This is a genomic window from Micromonospora sicca (genome assembly GCF_003172935.1).
GTDB lineage: Bacteria > Actinomycetota > Actinomycetes > Mycobacteriales > Micromonosporaceae > Micromonospora > Micromonospora sicca.
Map to the genome: position 1 here is coordinate 1 of NZ_QGKS01000182.1, position 16,589 is coordinate 16,589.

Here is a 16,589-nt window from a genome sequence, read left to right on the forward strand (position 1 = left end):
ACTTCGCCGCGGTCCGCTCCTACCTGTCCACCGCCGCCAAGCACGGCCTGGACGCACTCGACGTGCTCAAACAGCTGTTCACCACCGGACCGTGGATGCCCCCAGCTCACTCAAGCTGAATACGTACCTTCGACCGGCCGCGGCTCGTGCTGCTGCGGACTCATCGCGGACCGAGCCTAAGGGACGTCTCGTAACGGGGTGAAGGTGTTGCCCGGCGCGGGACCGGTGGTCAGCCGGTGAGGATGATGTTGTGGAGGTTGGCGATGCCTGAAGCGACGTCGGTCAATGTGTGGGCGGCGCGGCGGTAGTCGGCGCAGGATCTTGAAGCACTTCATCCTGGCCAGGGCGTGTTCGACCCCTGCCCGGACGGTTCGGTGTTCGACGTTGAGGGTTTGCTGCGGTTCCTGCTCCGCGACCGCGATACGAAATTTACGGCGGTCTTCGACGCGGTGTTCACCGCGGAAGGCATCGACGTGATCAAACCCGGCCGCAGGCGCCTCGGGCGAACGCCAACGCCGAGCGGTGGGTTGGCACCGTACGCCGGGAGTGCACCGACCGGATGCTCATCGTCGGCGAACGCCACCTCGCAGCCGTCCTCGCCGGGTACACGACCCACTACAACAGCCATCGCCCACATCGATCACTCGGCCAGCAGCCGCCCAACCCGTCGCCGGGAGTCATTGACCTGACCGCCACCAGGATCCGACGGCGCCCGATCCTCGGCGGGTTGATCAACGAGTATTCGCAGGCAGCGTAGCCGAACCGACTTTGCGAGCCCCACAGGTCGTGCGGCCAGCGCAGCGGAGTTCACCGCCTCCGCCGTCGCGGACGCACCAACGTCCTCGTCGGCTTGCGCTTACATCTTCATGACGATGGCAACAGCGGCAAGGAACGAGTGTCGTACGACGGCCAACCATTGTCGGTCTCAGGTCGACGCCCTCGGTCGCCAGCAGCGTCAGCAGCGTCATCCCCGGACAATCATGAGACCTGAACCCACGAGAACGTCAGTAGAGCCGGATCGAGGCTAAGGCGGCGCCGCAGTGCGACCCCGCCTTAGCCGGCGGGTGGGACTATCGCCCGAGGCGCTGGAACTGATCCGGCGTGAGCTTCTGCGACGGCCCTTGGTACATCGCGTTGAAGATCATCTTCTCTTCGCCCCGGTTCCAGGTGCGGAACCCGATCTCGCTACCGAAGGTGACGACGGAGCCGCGACCCACGGTCCAGGACAGACCGTTCACCGCGCCGTTGAGGTACTCGCCACCAATTAACCAACCGCTCTGCAGTTGCTCGCCGCTGTGCGGGTACTTCGACACGACCTGCACCGGGTACTTGATCGGGTCGGTGAGCTCATATGCACGGTCCTCGTCGAACCAGGCGGGGTTCTTCGGATCCATACCCCAGGCGACCGGGTTGTTGCTGTCGATCTCCTGACTCAGCAGCGCTCCAGGGCAATAGAAGACCGACGAGTCGGACGGCAGGATGGACCGCAGCGGCAGCTCGAACAGCTGCTGCGCGGTGTTCGCCCCGCTGCCGTACGCGACCAGCGTCCCGCCAGCGGTGACGAAGTCGCGAAGCTTGTTCCAGCCGTCCTCGCCGACGCCGAACGCCCAGCTCCACTCCGCCGTGTAGTTGTTGGGGTTCAACCCGTTGGTGATGGAGCTCTTGCTCACGCCGGTCGGCATGATGATGGCGTCGAACCTGCCGGCAAGGTTCGTGTAGTCCTGCGCCTTGACGACCGAGTAGTTCACGCCGTACTGGTCGAACATCCACATCAGCCAGCCGGACTGGAGGTTGTTCGCCGGCTTGAGCAGACCGATCTTAGTGTCGGGCTTAAGCTGTACGCCTTCGATGCGCGGCACCGCCGAGAGGGCGAAGACCGCAATTCCGGTGCTGCTGGACTGGTTGTGCAGGATCTGCCGGGCGGCGTCGGTCGGCGGAACGATGAACGTGCCCGCCGGGAAGGTGCGGCCACCGTCGGCGAACTGCTTGGCAACCCGGAAGGTGGGGATGCCCTGCTTCTGCAGCTTGGACACGATCTGGAAAACGCCGTACGACTCCGCGCCGAGCGCGTACGCGCCGGTGGCCGGGGGTGGCGCCGGCATCGTGACCGCCGCCGGCTTGATCGCGCTGAGCAGCTTGGTGCTAACCGAAAACGCGCTGGTGACCAGGTTGGCCTGGAAGCCGAGCAGCATCGGCAGGGTCTGCGCGGTCACGTCGTACGGTCGCTGCGGGGGTCCGTCGGGGTATTGCAGGAGGTGCGGGTACTCCTGCACCTCCAGCAGCGTCTCGGCGAACCCGCTGTAGGGCTGGTTCATGTAGATGATGTACGACCCGGCTGGGTACTGCTGCCCGCCGGCGCTGAACGCCGACTGCGCCTGACGAATTTCGACGGCGCCGGTGTGCAGGATGTCCAAGGCGTCGCGGACCGCCTGCGGGTCCCGCTGGCCGGCCGGGATGATCCAGGCGCCGGTCCGGGAAACCGCCTTGGCCCCGACCCGGTAGAAGTTGTAGAGCCAGTTGTAGCGGTCGTACGCCACGGCCTCAATGCCCGAGTAGAAGGCCTGTGAGACGTAGTCGACGATCTGCCGCAGCGTCCAGGTGTTCTGGTCGTACGGCTCGATGAAGCTGATGGTCGATTGCTGGGAACCGATCGGACTGTTGCTGACCAGCGGGTAGGCGAGGTTCGAGCAGCTGGCCGCCTCGGTGAGGATGCGCACGGCGTTGTGGTAGACGCAGTACTGCCGCGACGGGGTCCAGTAGTCGTACGTCATGCCCCAGCCGACGCCCTTCATACCGGCGGCGGTCATTCCCCGCTGCATCGCGAGGCCGAGCGAGTCGCTCTGCTGCACGGTTATGGAGTCGATGTTGGGGTCGTACGGCGACAGGTAGGGCGGCGTGAACATCCGCGGCGCGTTCGAGCCGGCCTGGTGCGAGTCCTGCAGCACCTGCGGGTGGTACTTGTTCTGGATCTGTGTGGCCAGATGGCTTTCGACCTGAGTCAGCATGAACCAGTCACGGTTGTCGTCGTGGCCGGTGTACTTCTGGTAAAGGTCCGGATAGGTACGGGAATAGTTGGTGCCCGCCGTGGCGGCGAAGTGGTCGTTGACCTTGACGAGCCCGTCCGGGTTCTGACAGGGCACCAGCAGGATCACCAGGTCATCGAGGATGTTGTTCATGTACTCGGATTGCTCGGTGGCGAGGCGGTGCGCCCACTCGATGGTGGCCTGCGAGTTGCCGACCTCGGTCGAGTGGATGCCGGCGTACACCATGTAGAAGGGCTTGCCGGTGCGGGCGAGCTCCTCGGCCTCGGTCGGGGACAACCCGCGGGGGTCGGCCAGCCGACTGTTGATCTCGACGAGGTTGTCGAGGTTGGCCAGGTTCTTCGGCGAGCTGATCGTGAGCAACACGTACGGGTTGCCCTCGGTGGTCTTGCCGACCTCCTCGAGGTTCACCCGGTTGCTCTTCTCGGCGATGAGCTGGAAGTACGGGAGCATCTTGTCCCAGGTCGCCAGCTTGCCGTCGGACCCGATGCGGAAGCCGAAGTACTGCTCCGGGGTCGGAATCGCGGCGGCCTTCGCGGCGGCCAGCGCGTCGATGGGCTGGGCCGCGCGCGGCTGAGCCGACGCGGCATCGGGGTGGATCACGGTCGTCGCGGCTGCCGCGGCACCGACCGCCGCCGTGGACTTGAGCAACATGCGACGGGACAGGCCTGAGGTTTCACTGCTTGTCATCTGGCATCGCCTTCCGTGGCCGGTCTGCCGACCGGCCGTCATCTGGTGTGGAGATAGCGCGTCCCCACGCGGCTACCGGTAGGTCCTTCGTGCTGCCTCCGCAGCGTGGTTCCCTGGTACGCCAGGGCGACCAGGTGGCGTCGGCCCGGATTCCGGATGCTCCCGTTCTTTCAGACAGCGATAGGTCAGCAGCGCTGTCAGCCCCTGATCAGACGGACGTGCCCGGGGGAGCGCGGCCACGCTCCCTCAGTGGATGGCCGTGGCCGTTCAGCCCGTCGGCCCAGGCCAGCATCAGCCTGCGCAACCAGGCCGGGCTCTTCGCAAAATCCGCCTTCGGCACCTCGGGATCGACGAACAGCCCGGCGGCGCAGGTCCTGCCAGACCACACTCTCGCCCTCGCCCTCGGCCTCGGCGAGGCGGCCGAGGCTGACCAGATAGTTGGTCTCGATCCGGCTAAAGTCGTCCTCGGCCTAGCCATAGATCATCCCGAACACCGCATCGGCGTCGGTCTTGCCCGCCACATGCGCGACCCCCCAGTCATCGCGGATGATCGTCACGTGCGCCGCTTGCTTGCGCCAGCTGGCGAGATCGGGCGCGGTTTGCGCGGAAGCGGCGGACGCGCCGCCGGACGGCAGTCCCGCCGCGACGGGCGCGGCTCCAGCGGCCAGTCCGACTGCTCCGCCCAGGATGCGGCGCCGGCTCAGCCCTTCGTTCTGCGCGTGGTTCATGAGTTGGTCCACCTTGCTCGGGGGTCAATGGATCGTGCGGGGTTTACGCGAGCCGTCAGCATCGCGGCGACCACGCCGGTGTTGTGGAGGGAAGGGGTCGGCTCAGCTCGACGTGGCGCTGCCGCGCAACGCCCCTCGCCAGCGAGCCGGCCGGGGACGTTGCGCGGGCGTGGTACCTGCTAGCCCGTCGCCCCGAGGTAGAGGGCGTTGAAGAGCATCTTGTAGGTGCCGTGCGACTGCGCCCGGTGCTGCGGCTTGAAGCCGAGGACCACCACTTGGCCTTCCCCGAGCTCGGCGGTGAGGACGTTGGCCTTGCCGGAGATGACGTTCTCGCCGAGGAGCCAGCCGCTCTTCAGCAGCCCCGAGGCCGGGTACGCGCCGACCGTGGTGACGCCGACCGCGCCGTCCGCGACCGCGAACGCCGGGCTGGACGACGCGAACGCCGAGTACTCGGGGGTCATGCCGTAGGCGACCGGGCTGGTCGGGTCGACGGTCGAACGCAGGATCGAGCCGGGAACGTACAGCTTGTCGCTCGGTACCCCGGCCGTGACGTCGGTGATCGGGAGGCCGAACGCCTGGATCGGTAGCTGCGACGCCTGGTTGAGGGTCACCAGGGTCCCGCCCTGCTCGACGAACTTCTTCAAGTTCGCCACGCCGGCGGCGGTCATGCCCCCGGTGTACTCCTCCGGCAACGTGCCGGGCTTGCGGCCGTTGAGCATCGAGGAGTACGACGCGTCGGGCAGCACGATCACGTCGTACGACTTGCGCAGCGACGTGTTCGTGCGGATCTCCTTGTCCAGCAACGAGGTGCAGCCGAAGCCGAACCGCTCCAGGATGTAGCGGGTCCAGCCCTCGTCGGCGTTGCCGCCCGCCGCCTTGTAGAGCGCGACCTTCGGCGCGGCGATCCGGCGCTGAGCCGCCGGCGCCTTGTCCACCGCCGCCACCGACAGGCCGAGTTGCTGGGCCGCCGCGGCGACCCGGCCGTCGGCGCCGGCCCGCGTCTTGACCACGAACGTGCCGGCCGGCAGCTCGCCGTCGCGGGTCCTGACCGCGGCGGTCGCCCGGTAGACAGTCTCACCCTCGGTGAGCAGCTGGTTGATCGCGGTCGCGCTGTCGTTGACCCGCGGGTCGAACGCAAAGCCGTACGTGGGATTGCTCTGCACCGCGCCGGTGGGCACCTGCGCCCACTCGACCGGTTGCGAGTTGATGGTCAACGGCTGGTTGAACTTGTCGACCGTCACACCCATCTGCATCGGCAGCGTCCAGCCGGCGATGTCGTAGGGACGCTCCGGCGGCCCGCCGGGGAACTGCCGCCGGTCCGGATAGACCTGCGGGTTAAGCAGGTCGACCACGGCGGCGCGGTATGCCTGAGCGGCCCGGATAACGAATGAATTGGCCGGATAGTCGCGGTCACCGATGCGGAACGCGGCGCTAGCCTGCTCGACCTCGATGCCCTCCCACCGCAGCGCGTTGATCATCTTAACGGCGGTGGGGAAGTCAACCTGATCGGCGGGGACCACGTAGACCTCGTTGCCGCCGGCCTGGATCTGCCGGTGACCGGTCTGCCAGCTGTCGTACAGCCAGTTTTCCCGATCCTTGCTGGCAATGTCGAGCATCGCAAACGACGCGGTGTTGATGTATTCGCAGCTGTCCCGCAGGTGCCACTCGCCACCCTGGTAGGGGCTGGGGTAGAAGGTCGAGGGCTCCGAGGTGGAGGTGCCGTCCGGGAACGTCTTGGGGAAGGTCGCCTTGTCGTAGAACGCCGGCGTCGCCGAGGCGTGCGCGGTCTCGGTGAGCAGGCCGACCATGTTGTGGTACTGCGGCACGGACCGCATGCCGCCGTTCCACCAGGCGTCGTACTGCTGGCGGGAGACCGCACCGGTCTTGCCCTCCCGGTCTAGTTGCGCGGTCATCGCCGAGCCGACCAGGTTGACGCCGCGGGTGACCTCCGCCGGGATGTCCGGGTTGGTCGGGTCCTTGAACGGCGGCACGAAGATGCGGGCCGGGAACGCGGCCGTCTGGTGGGTGTTGTGGATCAGCTGCGGGAACCACTCGTGGTAGAGCTGGTTACCGATGTTGCGGGTCTCCGCGAGGTTGTACATGTACCAGTCGCGGTTGTCGTCGTGCCCCGCGTACTTCTGATACAGCCACGGATAGGTGCTGTCCTGGTACGGCGTGCCGAGATTGTTCATATACCAGTCGGCGACCTCGGTAGTCCCGTCCGGGTTCATGTTCGGCACCACCAGCGTCACCACGTCCTCGCGGATCCGCTTGCCCCGCTCGGACTCGTCGGTGAGCAGGTTGTACGCGAACAGGGGCGCGGTCTGCGAGCTGGCGACCTCGGTGCTGTGGATGCCGAAGTCCACCCAGGCGATTGCCTTGCCCTTCGCGGCGAGCCCCTTCGCCTGCTCGGCCGTCAGGCCCTGCGATCTTGAGAGCTGAGCCGAGATCTTCCGGTACTCGTCGAGGTTCTTCTTCTTCAGGTTCTTCTCGGAGGAGATGATCGCCATGAGCTGTGGGCGACCCTCCTCGGTCTTGCCGATCTCGACCAGCTGCATCCGGTCGCTGGCCTTGTCCAGTTTGCGGTAGTAGTCGGCGACCTGCTCGTAGGTGGCGAGCTTGTAGTCGGCGCACGGCTCCCAGCCGACCACCGAGGCGAACGTCGGGACGTTCGCCGCCGCGGCGGCGCTACCGGACGTGGTCAGGCTGATTGCGGGTACGCCGGCCAGCATCACCGCGAGCACCGAGAGCTGGGCGAGGCGGGGGTACCTTCTTCGCTTCACGGCTTCCTCTTTCCAGACGTGCGGGGTAAGGGGTGCCAGGGCAGGCGGCCCTTCCAATTGAAGACTGTCTAGCAGTGGCCAGAGTGGCCAGGAAGACGCCCGCAGCGACCTTGAGGAATTCTTGAGCTTCGATCGATAAGTATCGGAATCGGCGCTCTACGGACAGAATCGCCGCATGCGACTGCTGCTCGTGGAGGACGACATCCGGGTCGCCGGCGCACTCGCGACGGCGCTGCAACGGCGCGGATATCTGGTCGAGCACGCCGGCACCGTCGCGGCAGCTGTCGCCGCCGGGCCCGCCGACCTGGTGCTGCTTGATCTGAACCTGCCTGACGGCGATGGGCTGGCGGTCTGCCGATCGCTGCGGGCGGCAAGCGCCGCTGTCGGCATCATCGTGCTGACCGCTCGCGGCGAGTCGTCGACCTCCGAAGCTTCTCTGCCGGACCTGATCCGCGCACTGGGAGCCGACCACCCGGACGTACTCGATTCGCGCTGGGACCTTGCGCGATACCACCGCCAGAACGGCAACCGATCCCAAGCCGCGCGACAATTCCAGGAGGTCCTTGCCGACCGCGATCGGATACACGGCGCAGAGGACCAACAACTGAACCTCGCACGTCAGGAGCTTGAAGACTTCCTGGCCCAACCTGGATAGTCGCTGCCAACCCGGCCGGTCTTCATGGGCTTCACGTAGGCCGAAAGGTACTCCAGCGCAAGCACGGCTGGCCTGCCTTATGCGGGTCGAGGCTCACCCGGGCGACGGCGTGGAACCACCCAGGCTCGCCCTAGCCGCAGTGTGGCGCGCCCACGGGCTCGACGACGAAGGTGACCCAGTCGGCGAGGCCGCCGCCCGGCTGCTGGCCACGGCACGCGCAGGTGGAGCAGCCGCCGCAGGCCACCGACAACCGGTCCCCGCGCCAATCACAACGGCATGGGGACCGGCTGCCTCCTGGACCCGGCAGCAGGCGGAGCCGATGAGTCATAGCCTGCCTTGCAGCCCTTCCCACCCCCGTGTCGGAGGCGAGCGCTCGTACTGCACACTGCCTGCCCGGAGGCCACATAACCTCAAGCGGGTGGACGTGCTGCTGCGCGGCGGGCCAGGCGACGGTCAGGTCGTCCCGGGAGGCGGGGAGACTGTTGTGTGGCGAGCCTGCCTGTACGAGATCACGCCGGCGGTGGAACACCGGCACGGACGGGACCTGCGCGTGTACCGCCACCGCCCCGACTGCTGCGAGCCATACGGGCGAGGCTCCGAAGACCGCTGCGAGTAGCCCGTGCAGCTCCTGGGGACACCCTGGGTGAAGCGCTCGCCGCTCGTTCTCCTAGCAGTCGTCCTGCTTCCACTTTCCGTCTTCCCGCACCCACGGCTCCTTGGTCTGGTTCAGCGCAGGCACGTCGTACGTGTAGGTCACTCGAGCGAGATCACCCGAAACCTCTGCGTCGAAGGTCTTGAGCGGCATCGCCTTGCCGTACATCTGCTTGGCCGCAGTCAGCATGCCGGTGAACTCGCTGAGGGTCACGCGATCCTTGCACCTGGCGGAGAACAGGTCGTACGCGACCGTGGGCCTCGCGTCGAGGAAGGCGTCCGAGTACGCCACCACCGCCTGGCGAAGCTCCTCCTGCCCATCTGGCGAGTGCGCGGTCGGGCTGGCAGCCGCAGTTGGCGGCGCGGTCGCCGAAGGAGCCGCGGATGTCGAGGACGCAGCGGCGTCTGGCTTGTCGGCGGTGCCCGCGCAAGCGGTCAGAGGCAGAGCGAGGAGAGGGATTATGATCATGGCGTTGCGGATCATGGCGCGCACGGTACTGCCGCGACACGCCTCGATACCCGACGGGCTCCCCTGCCGCGCCAGGCAGCTGGCGACTCTGCGCTGATGACCGCCAAGGCTTGGCCGCCCGGAACTCGGCATCACGACGGTTACCTTTGTGTGGTCGTTTCGTGCCGGAGGGCTTCGGCGATGATCTGCACGACGTGGCGGCTGTCGAGGCCAGCGAGGTCGTGCACTTGAGTTCGGCAGGAGAATCCGTCGGCAAGGATCTGCCGGTCCGGGCTGGCGGATGCCTTGGCGAGGATGCCGCCCTGTGCGATCTTCTCGGAGACTTCGTAGTGGCCCTTCTCCATGCCGAAGTTTCCGGCGAGGCCGCAGCATCCTGCGGAGGTCTCGACGTCGCAGCCCATGGCTTCCAGGAGCGCCTGATCCGCGTTGTATCCCATGATGGAGTAGTGGTGGCAGTGGGGCTGGACGAGGAGTTTCTCGGCTGCCTGCGGCGGTGTCCAGTCGATGGAGGTGAGGAACTCGGCGATGGTCTTGACCGAGCGGGAGAGCTCGGCGGCGCGGGGGTTGTCGGAAAGGAGCTCGAGGAGGTCCGAGCGGAGCGTGGCGGTGCAGCTGGGCTCGAGGCCGACGACGGTCCTTCCGTCCCTGACGTGGGGAAGGAGGAGGTCGAGTGTCTTGCGGAGCTTGGCTTTGGCGGCGGTGAGCTGGCCGGTGGAGATGAGGGTCAGGCCGCAGCAGGCTCCGGGGCTGGCGATCTCGACGTCGCACCCGGCGGCGAAGAGGACCTTGAGGGCGTCCCGGGGGATGTCCGGAGCCATGGCGTCCGAGAAGGAGTCGACCCAGAGCAAGACCTTGTGCCCGTCCGTCTTCCCTTTGCCAGGCTTGGGCGGCTTGCTCCAGCGGAACGGCGTCAGGGGCAGCGGTGGCAATGACCGGCGGGTGTCTGCGCCCATCATCGTCATCATGGTTTTGCGAAGCAGGGGGATGCGGCTGGCGAGGTTGACGAGTGGGGCCAGTGGCGCGGCGAGCTTGAGCCACTGCGGAAGCCGGCCGAGGGTGTAGTGGCTGAGCGGACGCAGGCGCCCCTTGTAGGTCTGGTGGAGGGTCTCGGACTTGAACATGGCCATGTCGATGCCTGTGGGGCAGTCGTTGGCGCAGGCCTTGCAGCTCAGGCACAGGTCGAGGGCCTCGTGAACTTCGGGGGAGCTCCAGCCGAGCGTGAGGACTCCGCCGTTGAGCATCTCCTGGAGCGTCCGCGCGCGGCCTCGGGTGGAGTCCTTCTCGTCCCGGCTGGCGGCGTACGAGGGGCACATGAATCCGCCCTGTCCGCGCAGGTCGGCCCGGCACTTCCCCACCCCGACGCATCGGTGAACGGACTTGGTGATGTTTCCGCCATCGTGCGCGAAGGCGAAGCCGTCGGTGGCGCGGATCTGGAGGGCCTGAGGACGACGGAGGTCGGCGTCCAGCGGTGCCGGGCGGACAACGACGCCGGGGTTCATGAGGTCCTCGGGGTCTAAGAGGGCCTTGAAGGCCTCCATCGCGCGCAGGGCTTTCGGGCTGTACATGGTGGGCAGCAGCTCGGAGCGGGCGCGCCCGTCCCCGTGCTCGCCGGACAGGGAGCCGCCGTGCTCGGCGGCTAGGGCCGCGGCGCGTTCGAGGAACCTGCGCATGAGTGCGCCCCCGACCTCGAGCGGGAAGTCGATGCGGACGTGGACGCACCCGTCGCCGAAGTGGCCGTAGGCCAGCCCGGAGACGCCCTCCTCGGCCATGAGGGCTTCGAGCCCGCGCAGGTAGTCTCCGAGCCTCTCCGGGGGAACAGCGGAGTCCTCCCAGCCGGGCCAGGCCTGCTCGCCGGCGGCGGTGCGTCCGGCCAGGCCGGCACCGTCGGCGCGGATCTGCCAGAGCCTGGTCGCCTCGGGGCCTGCGGGCAGGACGACCGCGTCAGCTGAGCTGGCGGCGGTGACGAGCTTCTGCGCCGCCTCGACTGCCTCCTCTGAGGTGGCGCCGCCAACTTCCGCCATCAGCCATCCCCCGCCCGCGGGCAGCCTCGGGACGCTGGCGCTGCCATGCGCCCGGCGGACGACATCGACGAGCTGTGCGTCTAGGCCCTCCAGGGCGAGCGGGTGGAAGGGGAGCAGGTTCGGCACATCATCCGCGGCGGCGGCCATGTCGCTGTAGCCGAGGACGGCCAGAGCCGGCGCCGATGCCCGGGGGACGAGCCTGACCGTGGCTTCGAGGAGGATCCCGCAGCTGCCTTCGGTACCCGTCAGGGCAGCTGCGACGTTCCGTCCGTTCTCTGGGAGCAGGTGCTCGAGGGAGTAGCCGGAGATCTGGCGTCCGAAACGTCCGAACTCGGTGCGCAGCACGGCCAGGTTCTCCGAGACGAACGAGTCCAGGCCGGGCACGGCCTTGAGCGCATTGGTCCCCGAGCCGGCCGTGATGACCTCGCCGTGGCCGGTCAGCCAGGTCATTGACACCACGTTGTCGGCCGTGCGCCCATAGGAGAGGCCGTGCGGACCGCACGCATTGTTGCCGATCATCCCCCCGATCGTGCAGCGGGTGGCGGTGGAGGGGTCAGGGCCGAACCGCAGCCCGAAGGGCAGGGCCGCGTTCTGGAGCGTGCTCAGGACCGTCCCGGGTTCGACCACGGCTGTCGAGGACTCGGGGTCGACCGAGAGGATGCGGTTCATGAAGCGGGAGAAGTCGATCACGAGGCCGGGGCCTACCGCGTTGCCGGCGCAGGAGGTGCCTCCTCCCCTGACGGTGACGGGAATCCCGTGGGCGCGGGCGATGCCGACAGCTGCGACCACGTCGTCCTTCGACTTGGGCATGAGCACGGCCTGGGGGACGATCCGGTAGTTCGAAGCGTCGGTCGAATAGAGCGCTCTGGTCAGGGACGAGTCATCGACGAGGCCACCGAGGCGTACGCGGAGGTCGTCGAGGAACGCCTCGGCGGAGGCCTTCGGGGAATCTGTCACGGTCGAGGCCATTTTCTCGTGCCACTCCTGATGGGCCCTGGTCTGCTGGGGTTGGTATGGATCCGTTCGCAGCGGAGTCGTGTCTGCGTCTCTCGATCTCGCAGACGGACTGGGGACGAAAAGACTTCTCGCGGCTCAGCCGCTTCCCCTGATGGCCGTTACGGGAGAACGAGTTCGCTGGGGGTATCGCTGGCGGCGTCCTGGAGCCATCCAGGGTCCAGTCCTTGGGCGGAGAGCGCGGCGATGAGCTGTTCGAGGGCCGAGGGAGGTTCTGGGCTGTCGGGCTGTCCCGCGTCAGAGGCAAGGACCAGACGTGACCCTGCTGCTTGAGCAACGGCGGCCAGTTTGGAAGCTGTCATCCCGGGCTGGTGGAAGAGTTGGTAGGCGGTGATTTCGACGTGGGCGCCCTTATCGGCGAGCTCGGCGATCTCCTGCACCTTCATGGCGGGGACGGTGTAGGAGGGGTGTGTGAGCAGGAACCTGCTGATGCCCCGGTTAAGGGCCTGTTCGAGCAGCCACCTGCATTCCTCGCCACTGAGATGCCCTGTGCACAGCACCGCGTCGTGCTCGGCGATGAGGTCGAGCACCAGGGCGACGTCCTTCGCGGCTTCGTCGTCTGGGGCCAGGACCGGGGGGACGGACAGCACGGAGCGGTCCAGACGCTCGTCCAGGTCTGCCAGCCGTGGCAGGTGGGCACTCTCCTGGGTGTGGGCGTCTGCCGTGGGGAACCACACGACCCGACCGCCTGTGGACAGGGCCGAGAGGACAGCTGCCGGGTTGATCCCGCCGACGGCACGGTTGAGGGCGATTCCCCCCACGACCTCCAGCCCTGATGAGCGGCTGAGGGCGCTGGCCCGGCCCACGGTGGATTCGTGGTGGGCCTTCAGGACGAAGCCGCTGTAGCCGGCCGCGGCGTAGCTGTCCCCGATCTGGTCGTCGTAGCCGATCCGTTCGAGCACATCGGGGGCGGCATGTACATGGACGTCAAACATGCGCCTGCTCTCGTTCGGAGATGCGGCCCGTCGCGAGTGCACCGGCAAGGAAACCAGTTCGGGATTCTGCGAGCAGGGGGACTTCGGCCCGAAGCCGGCGCAGGGCCGTGATGTCGAGCTCGGCGACGGCGGCCCCTGGCTCGTCCCCGAGGCATGCACGGACGCTGCCGTCCGGGCCCAGAACGCGTGAGCCGCCCCAGAACCGGGCCCCGCTGTCCGTGCCGCAGCGGTTGACGAAGACGACGTAGCACTGCAACAGCACGGCTGCGTGTTCCAGAATCACCTCCCATGTGCGACGGATCCCCGTGGGGTCGGATGCCTCAATACTGGCCACGGGCACGACCAGGACTTCGGCCCCGCTTTGGGCCGCCAGCCAGGGGACGACGGGATGCCACATGTCATTGCAGATGGCTGTGGCGAACCTGGCGGCGCGGAAGCCGGCGGTCTGCAGCTCCGTGCCGGGCTGGAACGACAGGTGCTCGTTCCACGGCGCGTACGAGACGGGATGGAGCTTGCGCTGGAGGTGTCGGGTTCCTGTCAGGGGATCGCACAGGAGGTAGGCGTTCCAGGGCAGGCCGGAAGGGCTCTTCTCGGCAAAGCCGACTCCGACTCCTGTGGATGCGAGTGCGGCGAGCCGAGGGTCGTCGCTGGCGAACAGGTCTGTCTCCCGGTGGGGAGCGAACCCGTAGCCGTTGACCGAGAGCTCCGGGGTGAGGGCGAAGTCGATTGGGCCGAGGCTGCCGCGCAGTTCGGCGATATGGGCGAGGTTGTCTTCTATTGCGCCGAAGACAGGCGCGGTCTGGAGAAGCCCCACACGGAGCGTGTGAGGCTCCTGACCACCTGTCACTTCAGCTTGTTGGCGCTGAGCCACTGGCTGGCGACCTCCTCGGGGGTCTTGCCGTCGACGTCGATCTGCGCATTGAGCTTCTGCAGCTCGGAGGTGGTGAGCAGTTTGCTCACCGGTTCCATCACCGTCTGGATCTGCGGGTTCTTGTCTAGGACGGTGCCCCGGACGTTCAGGGAAAGGTTGTAGGGCGGGAAGAACTTCTTGTCGTCGTCCAGGACGGTCAGCTCGAGGGCGGAGATTCGGCCGTCAGTGGCGAAGGCCTCGCCGAAGTTGCAGGGGTTGCCCTTGGCGACGGCGTTGTAGATCGGGCCCTCTGCCAGCTCTGCCACCTTGTCCTTGGGGAGGCTGAAACCGTAGGCCTTCTGCAGCCCGGGCCACCCGTCGTTGCGACCGAAAAACTCGGAGGCGCCGCAGAAGCTGGCGCTTCCCGGATCCGTCGTGGCGAGCTTGGCGTAGTCGGAGAGGGTGGAGACGTTGAGCTTCTTCACCGTCTCCGTCTTCGCTGCGACGGCATAGGTGTTGTTCGCCGCTGCGGGCGGGAGCCACACCACGTCGTTGTTGGCCTTGTCCATGGCGCTGAGCTTCTGGTACAGGGCCTGCGGGTCGGTGACGCTCTCCGTCTGCTGCAGGGCCAGCCAGCCGGTGCCGGTGTACTCCCAGTACGTGTCCACAGCGCCGCTGGTCAGCGCGGCACGGACGGCGTTGGTTCCGCTCATGCCGCAGGTGCGCTTGACTGTCGCTCCCTGCGACTCGAGCCGCTCGGCGGTGATCTCGCACAGCAGCAGCTGCTCGGTGAAGTTCTTGGAAGCGACATTCAGGGTGGCCCCTTTGAGGGGGCCGTCCTTCGCGGGGCCGCCGCCCTGGTCGGCGCCGCTGCTGGTGAGAGCGCAGCCGCTGGTGAGCACAACGCTGAGCAGACCTGCGGCAGCAAGCATGATCTTGCGCATGTGGGAATCCATTCGTGGTGGTTGATGGTGCGTTCGGTTATGGGGGGAGAAGTGGTCTCAGATGCCGCGCGGGTGAAGGACGCGCTCGGCGAGTCCGGCCAGCCAGTCGACGGTCAGGGCCAGGGCGATCGTGAGGGCGCTGCCGACGATGAGCACCGGCATCCTGTTGAGGGAGATGCCGGAGGAGATGACGGAGCCGAGGCCTCCGGCGTTGGTGAATGCGGCGAGGGTGGCCACGCCGACGTTCAGGATCAACGCCACGCGGATGCCTGCCAGCATCACCGGGACCGCCAGGGGCAGTTCGACGGTGTAGAGCACTTCTCTGGGGCTCAACCCCATTCCACGTCCTGCGTCGATCAGCGCGGGGTCGACCTGACGGATCCCGACCATGGTGTTGCGCAGCACGGGAAGGAGGGCGTACAGCACAAGCGCCACCACGGCCATCCAGAAGCCGACGCCGAAGACCATGGCCAGCACCACCAGCACTCCGATGGACGGCACTGCCTGGCTGGCGTTGGCCGCGGCGAGCACGATGGCGCCTGCCCTTCTGGTGCCGGGCCTGGTCAGGAGCACCCCCAGGGGGACACCGATGGCGATGGTCAGGAGCGTCGATGTGATGACGAGCTGGACATGCTGCCAGAGTGCGGTCAGGACGACCTCGGGGGCCAGGGTGCGGGTCTCGATGGAGTCCAGCGTGAGGGAGCTGACATAGGCCCAGACGCCTCCTAGCAGGACGAGGACGACCAGCGGGAGCACCCATATCGTGGAGCGACGTGTGCCAGGTACAGAGGCTTCCTCGATTGCTACGGTGCTCACGAGAGCACCTTCGTTGGCTGCGCGGCGGCGGTAAGAAGGGCCTGGAGGTCGAGGTAGCGGCTGCCGCCCCCGGGAACGCAGACTTCGATACCCTCTGCCCTTGCCGTCAGCACGAGCTCGAGTGCCCTGTGGACGGTTTCACCGGCGTCGACCGGAATGGCGTTCAGTGTGCCGGGCGCGTCGGACGCGGAGGAGGCGATGACGTCCGAGACCTTCAGGAGGGACAGCCGCCGAACCGGGGCGCCGGATCCCACGAAGTCGCGGACGAAGTCGTCGGCGGGGTTGCTGAGGATCGCCAAGGGGGTGTCGAACTGGGCCAGGCGGGAGCCGGGGTCGAAGATGGCGATGCGGTCGCCCAGGCGGAGCGCTTCGTCGATGTCGTGAGTGACCATCACGATCGTCTTGTGGATGCGTCCCTGGAGCCGCAGGAACTCCATCTGGAGCTTTTTCCGCGCTATGGGGTCCACGGCGCCGAACGGCTCGTCCATCAGCATCACCGGCGGGTCTGCCGCGAGGGCACGGGCAACGCCTACCCGCTGCTGCTGTCCGCCGGAGAGCTGCCTCGGGTATCTACCGGCGTAGGTGGCCGGATCGAGCCCGACCATCTCCAGCAGCTCCTCCGCCCGCTGGCGGCGTTCGGACTTCTTCACGCCGAGCATTTTGGGCACGAGGGCGATGTTGTCCGCGATGGTCAGGTGGGGCAGCAGGCCGATCTGCTGGATGACGTAGCCGATGCCGCGCCGCAGGCGGTCCACGTCGGCGTGGGTAACGTCCTTGCCGTCGATGAAGATCCGTCCCTGGGTCGGCTCGACGAGGCGGTTGATCATCCGCAGGGTGGTGGTCTTCCCGCATCCGGATGGGCCGACCAGGACGACAAACTCTCCTCGCTTGATCTCCATCGAAAGCTCGGAGACGGCCGCCTTTTCCTGGCCTGGGTATCGTTTGGAGACGCCGTCCAGGAAGATCATGGCGTCCGGGCTCGGGGTGGGCCT

At 67.2% G+C, this 16,589-nt stretch carries 13 protein-coding genes; 3 read left to right on the forward strand and 10 right to left on the reverse strand.

Going from position 1 to position 16,589, the window contains the following annotated elements:
* Positions 1-427: 427 nt before the first annotated feature.
* Positions 428-757 carry an integrase core domain-containing protein gene (locus DKT69_RS10720; RefSeq protein WP_201749581.1) on the forward strand — a complete coding sequence of 110 codons (330 nt, stop codon included), beginning with the start codon at positions 428-430 and terminating at the stop codon, positions 755-757.
* Positions 758-1,070: 313 nt separating this feature from the next.
* Here the strand turns inward: DKT69_RS10720 and DKT69_RS10725 are convergent, their stop codons facing one another.
* The 3 genes from DKT69_RS10725 to DKT69_RS10735 form a co-directional block, all read right to left on the reverse strand.
* Entirely contained in the window at positions 1,071-3,731 is a 2,661-nt protein-coding gene (locus DKT69_RS10725; protein ID WP_161557799.1) for a M14 family metallopeptidase, read from the reverse strand.
* Positions 3,732-4,201: 470 nt separating this feature from the next.
* Entirely contained in the window at positions 4,202-4,459 is a 258-nt protein-coding gene (locus DKT69_RS38910) for a penicillin acylase family protein (RefSeq protein WP_201749574.1), read from the reverse strand.
* A gap of 179 nt (positions 4,460-4,638) precedes the next feature.
* Positions 4,639-7,242 carry a M14 family metallopeptidase gene (locus DKT69_RS10735; protein WP_146231029.1) on the reverse strand — a complete coding sequence of 868 codons (2,604 nt, stop codon included), beginning with the start codon at positions 7,240-7,242 and terminating at the stop codon, positions 4,639-4,641.
* Between the two features lie 175 nt (positions 7,243-7,417).
* On the opposite strand from DKT69_RS10735, the gene DKT69_RS40600 reads away from it, so the two are divergent.
* Positions 7,418-7,897 carry a response regulator transcription factor gene (locus DKT69_RS40600; protein WP_109801416.1) on the forward strand — a complete coding sequence of 160 codons (480 nt, stop codon included), beginning with the start codon at positions 7,418-7,420 and terminating at the stop codon, positions 7,895-7,897.
* Positions 7,898-8,315: 418 nt separating this feature from the next.
* Entirely contained in the window at positions 8,316-8,513 is a 198-nt protein-coding gene (locus tag DKT69_RS10745) for a hypothetical protein (RefSeq protein ID WP_109801417.1), read from the forward strand.
* 51 nt (positions 8,514-8,564) lie between these two features.
* Here the strand turns inward: DKT69_RS10745 and DKT69_RS10750 are convergent, their stop codons facing one another.
* From DKT69_RS10750 to DKT69_RS10780, 7 genes are all read right to left on the reverse strand, one after another.
* Positions 8,565-9,032, reverse strand: coding sequence for a hypothetical protein (locus DKT69_RS10750; protein WP_146231030.1), 468 nt, complete (start codon positions 9,030-9,032; stop codon positions 8,565-8,567).
* A 125-nt stretch (positions 9,033-9,157) separates the two neighbouring features.
* The gene (locus DKT69_RS10755) at positions 9,158-12,007 is read right to left on the reverse strand and encodes an FAD-binding and (Fe-S)-binding domain-containing protein (RefSeq protein WP_109801419.1); all 2,850 of its coding nucleotides are present in this window, start codon (positions 12,005-12,007) and stop codon (positions 9,158-9,160) included.
* A 146-nt stretch (positions 12,008-12,153) separates the two neighbouring features.
* Entirely contained in the window at positions 12,154-12,987 is an 834-nt protein-coding gene (locus tag DKT69_RS10760; protein WP_109801420.1) for a DUF6282 family protein, read from the reverse strand.
* The gene (locus DKT69_RS10765; RefSeq protein WP_161557800.1) at positions 12,980-13,801 is read right to left on the reverse strand and encodes a carbon-nitrogen hydrolase family protein; all 822 of its coding nucleotides are present in this window, start codon (positions 13,799-13,801) and stop codon (positions 12,980-12,982) included. The genes DKT69_RS10760 and DKT69_RS10765 overlap by 8 nt, the downstream gene beginning before the upstream one ends.
* Positions 13,802-13,830: 29 nt before the next feature.
* Entirely contained in the window at positions 13,831-14,781 is a 951-nt protein-coding gene (locus tag DKT69_RS10770) for a glycine betaine ABC transporter substrate-binding protein (RefSeq protein WP_161557801.1), read from the reverse strand.
* A gap of 57 nt (positions 14,782-14,838) precedes the next feature.
* Positions 14,839-15,597 carry an ABC transporter permease gene (locus DKT69_RS10775; RefSeq protein ID WP_109801423.1) on the reverse strand — a complete coding sequence of 253 codons (759 nt, stop codon included), beginning with the start codon at positions 15,595-15,597 and terminating at the stop codon, positions 14,839-14,841.
* Positions 15,594-16,565 (reverse strand): ABC transporter ATP-binding protein, encoded by a 972-nt coding sequence (locus tag DKT69_RS10780; RefSeq protein ID WP_201749575.1) that lies wholly within the window; start codon positions 16,563-16,565, stop codon positions 15,594-15,596. The genes DKT69_RS10775 and DKT69_RS10780 overlap by 4 nt, the downstream gene beginning before the upstream one ends.
* Positions 16,566-16,589: the final 24 nt, after the last annotated feature.

Coding starts and splice junctions, on each gene's coding strand:
- DKT69_RS10725 (WP_161557799.1), bottom strand. CDS start 3,731: ATGACAAGCAGTGAAACCTCAGGCCTGTCCCGTCGCATGTTGCTCAAG.
- DKT69_RS10760 (WP_109801420.1), bottom strand. CDS start 12,987: ATGTTTGACGTCCATGTACATGCCGCCCCCGATGTGCTCGAACGGATC.
- DKT69_RS10770 (WP_161557801.1), bottom strand. CDS start 14,781: ATGCGCAAGATCATGCTTGCTGCCGCAGGTCTGCTCAGCGTTGTGCTC.
- DKT69_RS38910 (WP_201749574.1), bottom strand. CDS start 4,459: ATGAACCACGCGCAGAACGAAGGGCTGAGCCGGCGCCGCATCCTGGGC.
- DKT69_RS40600 (WP_109801416.1), top strand. CDS start 7,418: ATGCGACTGCTGCTCGTGGAGGACGACATCCGGGTCGCCGGCGCACTC.
- DKT69_RS10750 (WP_146231030.1), bottom strand. CDS start 9,032: ATGATCCGCAACGCCATGATCATAATCCCTCTCCTCGCTCTGCCTCTG.
- DKT69_RS10755 (WP_109801419.1), bottom strand. CDS start 12,007: ATGGCCTCGACCGTGACAGATTCCCCGAAGGCCTCCGCCGAGGCGTTC.
- DKT69_RS10780 (WP_201749575.1), bottom strand. CDS start 16,565: ATGATCTTCCTGGACGGCGTCTCCAAACGATACCCAGGCCAGGAAAAG.